The organism is Olleya sp. Hel_I_94, from assembly GCF_007827365.1.
Lineage (GTDB): Bacteria > Bacteroidota > Bacteroidia > Flavobacteriales > Flavobacteriaceae > Olleya.
Map to the genome: position 1 here is coordinate 2,857,442 of NZ_VISI01000002.1, position 13,859 is coordinate 2,871,300.

General features: G+C 30.9%; 12 protein-coding genes. 6 read left to right on the forward strand and 6 right to left on the reverse strand.

The genetic code is table 11. The annotated features are described in order from the left end of the window. Nucleotides 1-77 precede the first annotated feature (77 nt). The 5 genes from JM82_RS15900 to JM82_RS15920 all read left to right on the forward strand — a co-directional run bounded on the left by JM82_RS15900 (nt 78) and on the right by JM82_RS15920 (nt 7,341). Nucleotides 78-2,990 (forward strand): histidine kinase, encoded by a 2,913-nt coding sequence (locus JM82_RS15900; RefSeq protein WP_186439234.1) that lies wholly within the window; start codon nt 78-80, stop codon nt 2,988-2,990. Between the two features lie 10 nt (nt 2,991-3,000). Beyond that, nucleotides 3,001-3,753 carry a LytR/AlgR family response regulator transcription factor gene (locus JM82_RS15905; RefSeq protein WP_145006367.1) on the forward strand — a complete coding sequence of 251 codons (753 nt, stop codon included), beginning with the start codon at nt 3,001-3,003 and terminating at the stop codon, nt 3,751-3,753. Between the two features lie 102 nt (nt 3,754-3,855). Further along, nucleotides 3,856-5,934 (forward strand): T9SS type A sorting domain-containing protein, encoded by a 2,079-nt coding sequence (locus JM82_RS15910; RefSeq protein ID WP_145006370.1) that lies wholly within the window; start codon nt 3,856-3,858, stop codon nt 5,932-5,934. Between the two features lie 152 nt (nt 5,935-6,086). Then, a complete protein-coding gene (locus JM82_RS15915; RefSeq protein ID WP_145006373.1) occupies nt 6,087-6,947 on the forward strand; it encodes a hypothetical protein in 861 nt (286 codons plus the stop codon). 37 nt (nt 6,948-6,984) lie between these two features. Next, nucleotides 6,985-7,341 (forward strand): hypothetical protein, encoded by a 357-nt coding sequence (locus JM82_RS15920; protein WP_145006376.1) that lies wholly within the window; start codon nt 6,985-6,987, stop codon nt 7,339-7,341. A 50-nt stretch (nt 7,342-7,391) separates the two neighbouring features. On the opposite strand, the gene JM82_RS15925 is transcribed toward JM82_RS15920, so the two are convergent. Genes JM82_RS15925 through map form a run of 4 tightly spaced genes read right to left on the reverse strand, consistent with a single transcriptional unit; the run spans nt 7,392 to nt 10,160 of the window. Further along, nucleotides 7,392-7,760, reverse strand: a complete 369-nt coding sequence (locus JM82_RS15925; protein ID WP_145006379.1) for a DUF423 domain-containing protein — start codon at nt 7,758-7,760, stop codon at nt 7,392-7,394. 16 nt (nt 7,761-7,776) lie between these two features. Continuing rightward, the gene (locus tag JM82_RS15930; RefSeq protein ID WP_145006382.1) at nt 7,777-8,547 is read right to left on the reverse strand and encodes a class I SAM-dependent methyltransferase; all 771 of its coding nucleotides are present in this window, start codon (nt 8,545-8,547) and stop codon (nt 7,777-7,779) included. Between the two features lie 5 nt (nt 8,548-8,552). Continuing rightward, nucleotides 8,553-9,335 carry a DUF3050 domain-containing protein gene (locus JM82_RS15935; protein WP_145006385.1) on the reverse strand — a complete coding sequence of 261 codons (783 nt, stop codon included), beginning with the start codon at nt 9,333-9,335 and terminating at the stop codon, nt 8,553-8,555. Nucleotides 9,336-9,341: 6 nt separating this feature from the next. Continuing rightward, on the reverse strand, nt 9,342-10,160 hold the full coding sequence (gene map, locus JM82_RS15940) for a type I methionyl aminopeptidase (protein ID WP_145006388.1): 819 nt from the start codon (nt 10,158-10,160) through the stop codon (nt 9,342-9,344). 122 nt (nt 10,161-10,282) lie between these two features. Here map and JM82_RS15945 point away from each other — a divergent pair, with 122 nt between their 5' ends. Then, nucleotides 10,283-11,554: an acetyl-CoA hydrolase/transferase family protein gene (locus tag JM82_RS15945; RefSeq protein ID WP_145006391.1), complete on the forward strand. Its 1,272-nt coding sequence runs from the start codon at nt 10,283-10,285 to the stop codon at nt 11,552-11,554. Here the strand turns inward: JM82_RS15945 and JM82_RS15950 are convergent. Together JM82_RS15950 and gpmI are read right to left on the reverse strand one after the other, a co-directional pair. After that, nucleotides 11,551-11,952 carry a BT0820 family HAD-type phosphatase gene (locus JM82_RS15950; RefSeq protein ID WP_145006394.1) on the reverse strand — a complete coding sequence of 134 codons (402 nt, stop codon included), beginning with the start codon at nt 11,950-11,952 and terminating at the stop codon, nt 11,551-11,553. The genes JM82_RS15945 and JM82_RS15950 overlap by 4 nt on opposite strands. A gap of 376 nt (nt 11,953-12,328) precedes the next feature. Next, a complete protein-coding gene (gene gpmI, locus JM82_RS15955) occupies nt 12,329-13,846 on the reverse strand; it encodes a 2,3-bisphosphoglycerate-independent phosphoglycerate mutase (protein ID WP_145006397.1) in 1,518 nt (505 codons plus the stop codon). Nucleotides 13,847-13,859: the final 13 nt, after the last annotated feature.

A 13,859-nucleotide genomic window follows, 5' to 3' on the forward strand; every position in this document is an offset into this window, starting at 1 on the left:
TAGGTTTTTATACCGTTCGCTAATAATTTATAATTTAATAGCAGTCAATTTTGTAGCTTTGAGAAAAGCATAACTAATTGATCCATCGCTATTTTATATTATTTTTAATCTTACTCGCTAATCAAATAAGTTTAGCACAACAACCTGTGTCCATACATCTTACTGAAAAAGATGGTTTACCTGATATAGAATTTTATGATTTATTAGAGGATAACAAAGGCTTTATTTGGTTAGCAGCAGATAAAGGTTTGTATAGGTATGATGGCAGAAACTATAAATTATTTACTAATCCCGATAAAAGAGGACGCTCACTTTTTGGTTTAAAATTAGACAATAAAGGACGACTTTGGTGTAATAACTTATCAGGTCAATTTTTTTATGTCCAGGATGAGCAGTTAACGCTTTTTGAGGATTATAGCCATATTAAAACCTTAGTAGATTTTAATATCTACGATAATCATTTAATAATTTATGAGCCATCTAGAATAGTAACTGTAGATATTAACACAAAAAGTATCACTGCTATATTGGATAGTGGGACAAGGTCTTATATGGGAGATCTCAACCATAATCCAAAAGGATTTTATTATAATAAAAACAGTATTATATATTTTTCTCCAACAGTTGATTTTCAAGATGCTAAAACTTTAAATAATTCGCCAATTGCAGCATTTAATAAACGAGTTATAAGTAAATTTTTTAAATGGAATGATCAGATATATTATTTTAACCAATTACAAACGATTAGTAAAACTAGTTTGTATCAATTATTAGATGGTGGTATAAAGGAAGTTAACATCCCAAAACAACTTCAAAATGTAATTGTAATTCATTCTTATAACAACAATAATAACTTATGGGTTTTAACAAATAAAGGCGTTTTTATATGTCAATTGGATAGTGGTGGTTTAGTAGTAAAAAAACATCTTTTTAAAAATGAATATATCACAGATCTTGTTATCGATAAGGACAATAATTATTGGTTATCTACACTTAATAATGGTGTATTTGTTTTGCCAAATAAACAACTAAATAAAATAAATTTACCCAACAATATAGGTGTACAAGCTATTGAGGAAGTTAATGACGATTTACTGTATATAGCTACTAACTCAAATGAGGTATTTAGTTACAATCTAAAAAATAATAAACTTAAAAAATTACCAGAAAGTTTTAATAACAAAATATATAACATTTGCTATAACCCTTTAGCAAAGGACTTATTAATGGTTGCGACTACGGATTCAAAAATTTATAATCTAGACACCAAGCAAAGTCAAAGTAGTAACCTGATAGTAACAAAATCAATTGATGTGTTGGATCATAATCAATATTTAATTAGTCTTCCACATTCACTTTCTATTTATAATAAAAATAAAGACTCTATTTATAATCTTAGAACATTAAGAAGCTATGGGTCTGTATTAAATAAAGCAAAAAACAAAGCGTATTGTAGTTTTGTAGATGGCTTAGGTTGGGTAGATTTAAAGACTAAAAAGTATAAAAAAATAACCCATAATAACAGTCCTGTTTATGCCTTAAAAATCGCGATAAGCCATGACGATACGGTATGGGTTGCTGCAGATGGAAAAGGATTATTAGGTTTTAAAAATGATAGTTTAATTAGGACAATAAATATAAAAAACGGACTAGCATCAAACTTAATTAATGTACTAGTAGCAGATAAAAATGTAATTTGGATAGCTACAGATAAAGGTTTACAAAGCTATAATTATAAAACAAAAACATTAAATACTATTAATAAACAAGATGGTATAGACTCGTACAATATTAACGCTATTGAAGTCGTAGGAGATCAAGTCTTTTTTAGTTCAAATACAGGTTTGTATAAATTTAATAGTAATAAAATAAATACTGTTAGAAGTACTTCTCAACCTTATTTTACTAATGTATCCATACAAGAAAAAGATACCATAATTAAGACGTCATATACCTTAAAGCAAACAGAAAGCGAAATTAGATTTGGATTTAATGTCAATGGATTTCAAACCAATCAGTTTGTCAATTTTGAATATCAGTTAGAAGGTTATGATAATAATTGGATAGCTTTAGAAAACGGATTAAACTTTGTTAAATTTAATACTTTACCAGCAGGACAATATAAATTTAATGTAAAAGCAAAAAACACATCTCAAAGTAATTACACAAACCCAATAAGCATTGCCTTAACAGTCCGTTTACCTTTTTATAAAACTTGGTGGTTTTATCTGTTGTTTTTACTAACTTCTGTTGGATTGGTTTGGTGGTACTATTCCCAAAAAACAAAACGATTAAACAGTGTACAACTTCAAGCCTTAGAAAAGGCAAAGATCAATCAGCAATTGGTGTTTTCGCAATTAGAAAATTTGAGATCACAAATGAATCCTCATTTTATATTTAATGCATTAAACTCTATCCAAGATTATATTATTTTAAACGAAAGTAAATTAGCGCGTCAATATTTAGTTAAGTTTTCTAGACTTATTAGGACCTATTTGGAACATAGTCAAGCCAATGAAATTTCATTAAATGAAGAAATTAAAACACTAAAACTTTATCTAGAACTTGAAAAAGATCGCTTTGATGACGATTTTAAATTTGAAATTAATATTCATCCAGATCTAGATTTAGAAAACACTTTTGTCCCAACATTATTTATTCAGCCATATGTTGAAAATGCTTTAAAACATGGTTTGCTTCATAAAAAAAACAATAAAAAATTGGTGCTTAATTTTAAGCAGGATACTATTAATCAAAGTCTAATATGCGAAATTATAGACAATGGTATTGGACGTAAAGCATCCGCAATTATAAAAAATCAACGTCAGGATAATTACAAGTCTTTTGCAACCTCTGCTAATCAAAAAAGGATAGAGCTACTAAATCGTAGTCATAATAAAGCAATAACATTAAATATTGAAGATATTATTAATGCAAAACATGATGTTTGCGGTACCAAAGTGGTAATTAAAATACAAGTAAAAGATTAAAAATTAGACCATGAAAGCGATAATTATAGACGACGAAAAAAGAGCTAGACGTATTTTAAAAACCTTGATAGAAGAGGAGTGTCCAGAAATTGTAACCGTTTTTGATGCAGAAAATTTATTGGAAGGTGTAGCCATAATTAAAGCAGAACAACCAGACGTTGTGTTTTTAGATATAGAAATGCCTAACCATTCTGGACTTCAAATTTTAGAGTTCTTTAAAAATGATACTATTAATTTTCAAATCATTTTTACGACTGCTTACGGACATTATGCGATTGATGCGTTTAAGTTATCAGCTGTAGATTATTTACTAAAACCAATTGATATTGACGAATTAAAAACAGCTATAAATAAAGCGTCTGATAGTTTAGAAGAAAATTTTATAAAAGAAAAATTACTTAATTTAGAACGTAATTTTCAACAACTAGCATTAAATAAAATAGCTTTAGAAGTCCCAAAAGGAATACGATTTGTTTCGCATGAAGATATCTTGTTTTTTGAAGCAGATGGAGTATACACTAAAGTGTTTTTGCAAAATGGTAAAACAGAATTAATTTGTAAAACGCTAAAACATTTTACTGAGCAATTAAGTAATAAACCGTTGTTTTATAAACCGCATAGATCGTATTTAATTAATCTTAAGTACATGACAGAGATCACTAAAAAAGATGGTCTTCAAGTTATAATGAGTAATAATAAAAGCATTCCAATTGCACGAGACCGTAAAGATGAATTTATGGATATTATTAATCGTGTATTTTAAAATAACCATTCATTTACAAATACTTACCATTCACTAAAAAGTTAAAAAATTAAAGGCTATAGTTTAGCATTTTTGTTCCATAATTTTAAAATTAAATATATTATGAGAATAAAATTACTTTATGTATTGCTTCTTGTTAGTGGTTATGCTTTTGCGCAATTCCCATCAGATGCAACTAAGCACTATTCCTTTACAAATGGTGATATAACCAACCAAGTAGGTAGTAATTATAATTTGGTTGTTAATACAGGTTATGGGACTCCAACTTTTGTAGATGACCGTTTTGGTAATTCAAATTCCTCTGTCGACTTAAATAATGGACATTATAACATGGGTGTAATGCCCAATCGTTCTGGTTATTCTGGTAACCAACTATCTTTAAGTTTTTGGATCAAATCGACTACAGATGGTATTTTATTTCATCAATACGATAATGTTCAAGAAAATGGTTGGATTTTAGGACTAACAGGTAATTCTATATTTTATAGGACTGGGTATTTTTGTTCCTATGGATTTTCTTGTGGTAGTTTTCCAGACAACCAATATATAGCTAGTAACGTTTTAGATAATAATTGGCACCATATTGTAGCTATTGTCGGAAAGGAAAATGATGGTGTTGATCAACAATATATCAAGCAATTGTACATTGATAATGTCCTACAACTAGACTTTGTTTTAACGACTGTGCCTTTTAACGGTGTTCAGGAAGTTGGAATGTTAAATAGTGGCGATTTATATAATGCTTTAACAGGTGGTACAACTGGTAATAATAGATACGACGGAGTAATGGATGACATTTATTATTTTGAGCGTAAAATTACAGCTGCCGAAGTAAATGCGTTGTATAATAATGGATTGGTAGTAGATATTCCAGATGCTAATTTAAAATCAAACTTGGTATCTAATCCAGCCATCAACACTAATGGAGATAATGATATACAAACTGCTGAAGCCATAAATTATACAGGAGCTATTAATGTATCTAATTTAGATATAAGTAATAGTCAAGGTATCGAGGCATTTGTAAATATTACCAGTTTAGATATTAGTAATAATAATTTAGAAACTTTAGACTTATCATCCAATATTGCATTAACAAGTTTACAAGCTCAAAACAATAATTTAGTAAGTTTAAACATTAAAAACACAAATAATAATGCTATTAGTAATGCTAATTTTAATGTGTCAAACAACTACGCTTTATACTGTGTAGAAGTTGATAATGTCAGTTACAGTCAGACAAATTGGACCAATGTTAACGCATACACAATTTTTTCTCTTGATTGTGATACAGCAATTGTTAATATTCCAGATACGTCACTTAAGACTAGTTTATTAAATAATATAGTTATAAATAGTAATGGTGATTCCGAAATACAAGTGTCTGAAGCTAAAAGTTTTACAGGAGGTGCTTACTTAGGGTTTAACGGGATCCAAAGCATAGAGGGTTTACAAGCATTTGCATATATAACTAGTTTAGATTTAGATAATAATAATATCTCTAACATGGACCTGAGAGCGCATAAATACTTAACCAATATATACATTAGTAATAATCCATTAATGACTTTAAATATCGATGGATTAAAATTAGCGACTTCCATTGTAGTAAGTTATACAGGGTTAACAAATATTGATGTATCAACTATTACTAATTTGCAATATTTTGAAGCCCAATATGTACATAACTTAGGTAATTTAGATTTTTCTTCAAATTTGGATGTAAACTATATTTACGTTAGTGGTAATTCTCTAGCAAATATTGATTTAAGAACAGGAACCAATGTGGCCAATAATTTATATATAGAAACGATTGGCTCGCCTAATCTGACTTGTGTTTTTGTTGATGACCCTTCATTTAGTCAAAGTAATTCTTTTAAAAATTCAATTACCGAATTTTATCAGTTAGATTCAGAGTGTACTAATTTTACATTAAACATAGAAGATTTTCAAATTCAATCTAGCTCAATATCACTATACCCAAACCCAACAAAATCTACCTTAAATATAAAAACAGCATCAGCTATTGCTAATATATCTGTCTATTCATTACTAGGAAAACAAGTTATTAAAACCAACTCTAAAACTGTAGATGTTTCTAATCTTTCAAACGGTGTCTATCTAATTAAGATTATGGATGTTAACGGAAATAAACATGTAAAGCGATTTATTAAAGAATAAAGCTATCTATTAATTTTAAAAAAAAGGAAAGTCAATTTGGCTTTCCTTTTTTTTGTTGCTATTCATTAATAAAACCTTACCATTCACAAAAAAGCAGAAAATGGATTACTATAATCGCTCCATATTTGTATCAAACCAGAAACAAATATATTATGAAGTACATTATTTTATTTTTTATTGCATTAGTAACTACAAGTACATTTGCTCAAAACACAATCTTTGAAAATTTAGAAAAACATGGAGATAGTATAACCTATTTAGAATATGGAGCTATTAGAAAAGATAATAAAGGCAAGCTTTACGCACATCTTAATCCAGGAAGACAGCCAGAAGAAGTTCAGATAAAAATAAGAAGACACGAAAATATCCCTTGTGGTATAGAAATCTTATCTATTTCAGAAGATGGAGAGCAATCTGTCAAATATTGGCAGGACATGACTAAACAAACCTATATAGATTTCATTAACTACCCATTTACCTCTATTGCTTTTCATAATGGGTATTATGAAGGTTATGTGGCAATAGGCAACTACGTGTTTTTTATTAAAGATTTTAAAAGTAAAACAGAATTTGGAGAAATTAGTCGTGTTTATGTATTAAAAGGTACAACACCAGAAGGAGAAGAACCAGCAAAAAAGAAAAAGAAGAAAAAGTTTGGCAAATTTTTAAGTAAAGTAAAAGACGTTGCTTTAAACACAAAGTCCGAAGTAGATTATACCAAAGCACCAGAGTATAAAGCATTGATGTCTCAGGATAATAAAAAAATGATTACCGATTATTTAGTGGCAATGAAAGCAAAACAAGCAGCTCACACAACAACTGCTAAAGAAGAAGCAGATTTAGAGATTGTAAAAGCTGAAGGTAAAAAATATGCGGAGTACATTAAGACTAAAAACGATGCCTACTGGCAAAGTCCTGAAGGTCAAAAAACACTCAGAGTTTGGAAATTAAGAGATCAGCATAAAGCAAGTTGTCCTAAAACAGCAGAATCGTGTGACAGTTCCTATCATTAATAAAGACGTCACTAATAATCTAAAAATTTAACTAATTATGAAAAACTTTAAAACCCTAATGTTATTATGTTTAACTGTATTGCTATTTAATTGTAATGCAGACGACGATCAAGCACAAGTAAATAATAATCCAAGTGCTTTTACCTTAACAGAAGGTGTCGCTACAGCAGATGGTATAACTTTTAATTGGACTGCATCTCTAGATCCCGATAATCAGGACGTCGTTTATGCAATTTTTTTAAATGGAGATTTGTTATCCGATAACTTATCTGCGTTGACTTATGTTATAGACTATAATTTATTTGTAGGAGGAGAGGATACTATTGTAGTTGTGGCTTCCGACGGTTTTGGAGGTGTTACTGAGCAGCAGATTGTTGTTAATTTGATATCGTAATCAAAGAAGACTAAAACAAAAAAGGCTACATCTAAGTAGCCTTTTTTGTTTTAAAATATATTAACTATCAATAACAACCAACCTGTCACTAAAAGTAAACCACCAATAGGTGTGATAGGACCTAAAAATTTTAATTTTTTACCTTTAGCATCAGATAAAATTAAACCGTAAATACTAAACGAAAACAGTAGTATTCCAATAACAAAACACCAATAAATAGCAGCAGTCATTGGTCCTTGACCATAGCCAATAGCTAATAAAACAATAGCGTGATACATTTGGTATTTAACGCCAACTTCAAAACTATGTAATTGATCAGTGGTTAAAATCTTTTTTAAAGCATGTGCTCCAAATGCTCCAAAAATAACAGATAGCATACCAAATACAGCACCTGTTGCAATTAATATTTGTGAAGTCATAATTTATAATGTTAGATTATTGTTTTTTATAAACGACAGGAATAATTTCGCCTTTTGCTAAGCAGTATTTTTCTATCGCTTTCGCGGAAAGTTTGCCAGTATAATCTACTTCATTCACCATAAAACCAATGTCTCTAAGTTTATTAAAGTAGTCGTATCCATAGACACGTACATGGTCGTATTGGCCAAAAATTTCAGCACGTTCTTTTTTATCAGTAATGGTATTGTCTTCAAAAGTAGTTTGTCTAGTCAAATCCTGCGGAATTTGAAATATGCCATAACCACCAGGTTTCATAACACGATATAACTCTTGCATAGCCTTAGTGTCATCCGGAATATGTTCTAGCACATGGTTGCATAAAATAATGTCATAACTGTTATCCTCAAACGGAAGATTACAAATGTCTGCTTTAACATCTGCAATTGGAGATAATAAATCTGTTGTTGTATAATCAATATTGTCTAAGGCTCTAAAACGTTTTAAAAAACATTGCTCTGGTGCAAAATGTAGTACCTTTTTTTGATTTGTAAAAAAATCGGTTTCGTTTTGTAAGTATAACCATAATAACCTATGACGCTCTAAACTTAGGGTAGAAGGAGACAAGACATTATTGCGTTGTGTACCATAACCATATGGTAAAAAGCTTTTAAAGCTTTTGCCATCAATTGGGTCTGTAAACGTATCTCCTTTTAAAAAAAAAGCTAGAATAGGACGTACTACGTAACTAAGCCTTATTAGTAAAGGTCTAGGTATTAGATTTAATATAAGTTTAAATAGTTTTTTCAAAGGACTTAAGCTTCAACTGCTGCGTGTGCTGTTATTAAGTTGTAAATACCATCCCATAACTTAATACGATAGTTTAATGCTTGTTTAGAAACGTCTAAAACATCGTCCCATTTATTGGCATCATTAGAACAAAGTTCTTCAATCATTTTTAAAGATAAAGGACCATGCTCATCACCATCTAACTCGATATGACGATTTAAATAATAGGTAAGTTTGTTAAAGCTATTTTGATCGGCTTTAGATTGATTTATAATCTGAAAAAACATGTCAGGTATAACATCTTCACGACCAAAAGTAAACGCTGCAGCTATTTTATGTGCTTGATTTGTTTTAATTATTTCAAATGTAAACTTTACAAACGCTAAAGTTTCAGGATTTAACTGCACTGTTTTTAAAGCTTCGTCAATTGAAAATCCACTTTGTAATTGCGCCATTAAATAATCAATTTGAATAGTATTAGCTCCAACTTGTTGCATCGCTTCTAGATACATTTCAAAGTGGCTTTTTGCTTGGCCTAACTCATTTATATCACTTTCTTCACCTAAAACTATTTCATTTATAAATCTAGCAATGGATGGATTTGCAACAGGAATCCAAGGTAAAGTTGTTGTAGTTAATTGATTTTGAAGCGCTTTTAATAACGACATAAAATCCCAAACAGCAAACACATGTTGTTCCATAAACACCTTAATATCCTCAATGTTTGATAAAACAGAATATAATTTGTGGGTATTTAATGCTTGTCTTAAAGGCTGAAGCTGATCTTCTAAATAACTAATGGACATCATTTTAAATTATAGAACTAAAGGGTTTTGTCTAAATTCATCTTCTTCGTTACTAACAATACCTAAAGCATCATAAATATAGGCAAAGGTTGATAACAACTCAGGTTTACCATCTACGATAGCAACATCATGCTCAAAATGCGCACTTGGTTTACCATCTAATGTGGTAATTGTCCAACCATCTCTATGTTGTTTAATACGTTGCGTGCCAAGGTTAATCATAGGCTCAATAGCCACAACCATACCTTCTATAAATTTTTTACCACGACCACGTTTACCGTAGTTTGGCATTTCTGGATCTTCATGCATTTTAGTTCCTAAACCATGACCTACCAATTCACGTACAACGCCATAGCCATGATCTTCGCAATATTTTTGAATGGCATAACCAACATCTCCAACGCGATTACCAACTTTTAATTCTTTAATACCAACGTATAAAGACTCTTTAGTCACTTGTAGTAATTTTTCGGTTTCAGGATCAATGTCACCTACAGCAAAAGTATAGGCGTGATCACCATAGTAACCATTTAAAATTGAACCACAATCTATAGATATAATGTCTCCATTTTCTAAAGGCGTATTATTAGGAATACCATGCACCACTTGAGAGTTTGGACTCATACATAAGGTGTTAGGAAAATCGTATAATCCTAAAAATCCTGGAACAGCACCTAAATCTCTGATGTGCTCTTCAGCAATTTTATCTAATTGTAAAGTGGTAACACCTGGTTTTACTGCTTTAGCAACTTCACCTAATGTTTTAGAAACAACTAATGCAGCTGCGCGCATTAATTCTATTTCTTCTTTTGTTTTTACTATAATCATGGTTAAAAAAAATATGTGCAAATATAATTAAAATAAACTGCTTATTTTATTTTGAAGACATGACATTTAGCAGGTTTTAAAGTATTTTGATGTATTATTTTTGTACTCTAAATTTTAAAATTATGTTTACATCAGTCACAGCAGAAGACGCTGTAAAAGTTATAAAATCTAATGATCGTGTTTATATTCAGGCTGCAGCTGCTGCACCTCAGTCGTTAATTCAGGCGATGACTAAAAGGCATGAAGAGTTAAGGCATGTAGAGGTTTGTCACTTACATACCGAAGGAGAAGCACCTTACGCTAACCCAGAATTAAAAGACAGTTTTCATGTTAATTCTTTTTTTATAGGAAAAAATGTGAGACATACCTTAAGAGCAGGAAATGGATCTTATACGCCTGTTTTTTTAAGTGAATTACCTGTTTTGTTTAAAAGAAACATTATTAATTTGGATGTGGCTTTTATACACGTATCTGTACCAGACAAACATGGGTATTGCTCTTTAGGTGTTTCTGTTGAAGCTACTTTAGCAGCAATTGATAATGCAACAACAGTTATTGCTCAAGTAAATAAATTTATGCCAAGAACACATGGAGCAGGAATTATACATGTGTCAGAAATTGATACGTTTGTTGAAAGTCATCAACCTTTACCTGGACATGACATGGTGTTACCAAATGCTATAGAAAATACTATAGGTGATTATGTGGCTAATTTAATCGAAGACAGAAGCACTTTACAAATGGGAATAGGATCTATACCAAATGCTGTGTTGACTAGATTAACAAACCATAAAGATTTAGGGTTGCATACCGAAATGTTTTCGGATGGTGTAATTGACTTAATTTTAAAAAATGTAATAAACGGAAACTACAAAGCTATTAATAGAGGTCGTGCTTTATCTACCTTTTTAGTTGGATCACAACGTTTGTATGATTATGTTGACGATAATCCTTTTGTAGAAATGAGAGCATCAAACTATACTAATGATGTGTCCATTATTAAACAAAATCCTAAAATGGTAGCTATTAATAGTGCAATTGAAGTTGATGTTACAGGTCAAGTTTGTGCAGATAGTATTGGTGCACATATGTATTCTGGAGTAGGAGGGCAAATGGACTTTATTAGAGGTGCATCTTTAAGTGATGGCGGAAAAGCAATTATAGCACTACCATCGGTTACTAAAAATGGAATTAGCAGAATTGTCCCTACATTAAAACCTGGAGCAGGCGTAGTTACAACACGATCGCATGTGCATTATGTAGTTACAGAATATGGTGTTGCTAATTTATATGGAAAAACCATAAAAGAACGTGTCAAAGCATTAGTTAATATTGCACATCCAGATCATAGAGAACTGATTGATAGGCAATATTTTGATTTAATAAAGTATTAAAATTTAAACCAACTTTTTTTCTTTGGTTTAGGTATTTGGGGAGTGTCGTTAGTTAACATCTGATAGATTTCTCCCCAACCTAATATACCACCAATATTACGGTCGTCTATAAATAGGTCTGCGTGGATTTTTCTACTTACTTCATTGTTAAAGGTTTCTTCAGGAAAACTTTGGTTTACAGCATAAAACGTGATTCCATTTTCTTCGCAATAAGCAACAGCTTCGTCAAGTTTTTTTCCGTGTCTGTAAGTCCATAAAATTAAGCGATGACCATCAGCTTGCAGGCGTTTTAAGGTTTCAAAAGCAAAAAGACGTTCTTGTCCAATACCTGGATATGCGTCTTCTACTATGGTTCCGTCAAAATCTACTGCAATTATAAGTCCTTTGGAAAGCTTCATTTAATATAAAAATTGAATCCAAAAATACAATAATTATTGATAAAGTAAAGGGTAATCTTAATAGTGGTACTTCAATTAGAATGAAACTCAAAATTAATTATAACGGAGTTCTCGATACACTTTTTTCGTGCCTCAAAAAGCACTCGAACTGACGTATGAGCAAAATAAGGTGTATTATAAATCGAGGTGTTTTTTAGCTCTCCTCTTGTTTTAAGAGGAGAATGAATTTTATTTCACTTTAAAACAAATAAAAAGAAAGAGGTGTTAAGTAATACTAAAACATTATAAATGTTTGATTTAGTTTTAATTTTTGAAACAAAAAAACGTCCTATCAATTATAATAGAACGTTTATTGAGATTTAATATTGAATTTTTGCTACACTAAACTATGACAAGTCATTGCTTTTGGTTGTTCTACACCCATTAATTTTAAAATGGTTGGAGCCATATCACCTAAAACACCATCTTTAATTGTTTTTAATTCTTTATCAATTAAAATAAGTGGCACTGGATTAGTGGTATGTGCTGTATTTGGTGATCCATCAGGATTAATCATTGTTTCGCAATTACCATGATCTGCTATTAGTAACGTTGTGTAGCCATGCGCTAAAGCAGTAGTCACCACTTTTTCTACACATTTGTCCACAACCTCACAAGCTTGTATTGCAGCAGGCATAGAGCCTGTATGACCTACCATATCACCATTTGCAAAATTTAAGCAAACAAAATCCGTAGTTTCTTTTTCTAATTCTGGGACTAAAGCATCTGTTAACTCAAACGCAGACATTTCTGGTTTTAAGTCATAAGTTGCAACTTTAGGCGAATTTTTTAAGATGCGACTTTCTCCTTTAAAAGGCGTTTCTTGTCCTCCAGAAAAGAAAAATGTTACGTGAGGATATTTTTCAGTTTCGGCAATTCTTATTTGTGTTTTATTGTGTTTTTCTAATACTTCACCTAAGGTTTCAGTAATATTATCTTTATCAAACACCACATTAATTCCTGTAAAAGCATCACCATAATTTGTCATTGTCACGTAGTACAATTTCAATTTATGCATGTTCTGCTCATGATGGTCATTTTGATATAACGCATCTGTTAGTTCGCGTCCACGATCTGTTCTAAAATTAAAAAAGATAACAACATCGTCTTCTTTAATGGTAGTTAACGGAAGCCCTTTAGCATTTGATTTTATGATTGGTTTAATAAATTCGTCTGTAATATCTGCATCATAATTATGCTGCACACTTTGTGGTAAGTTATTTGATATTTCTCCTGTACCATTAACTAAAGCATCGTATGCTAATTTAATGCGTTCCCAACGATTATCACGGTCCATTGCATAGTAACGACCTGTTAAACTAGCAAGTTTTGTATTAGTGTTTAGAGTGAAATCTTCGATGTCTTGAACAAACCCTTTTCCTGATTTTGGATCTACATCACGACCATCTGTAAAGGCATGAATATAAGTGTTTTTTACACCAGAAGCTTCTGCTGCAGTAATAAGTCCTTTTAAATGATTAATGTGAGAGTGGACTCCACCATCACTTAATAACCCTAATAAATGAACATTTTTATTTTCCGCTTTAGCGTAATTAAAAGCGTTAATTAAGACGCGTTCTTGTGCTAATGTATTATTATCAATTGCTAAGTTAATTTTAGCTAAATCTTGGTAGACTATGCGTCCTGCACCTAAATTCATATGACCAACTTCGCTGTTACCCATTTGACCTTCTGGTAAGCCAACATGTAATCCGTCTGTGCGTAATTGCGCATTTGGGTAATTGTGATATAAACTATCTATAAAAGGTGTGTTAGCATTATCTATTGCAGAGACTTTTGGGTCAGGAGATTTACCCCAACCATCTAAAATCATTAAGATTACTTTTTTGTTCATTTTATTAGATTTT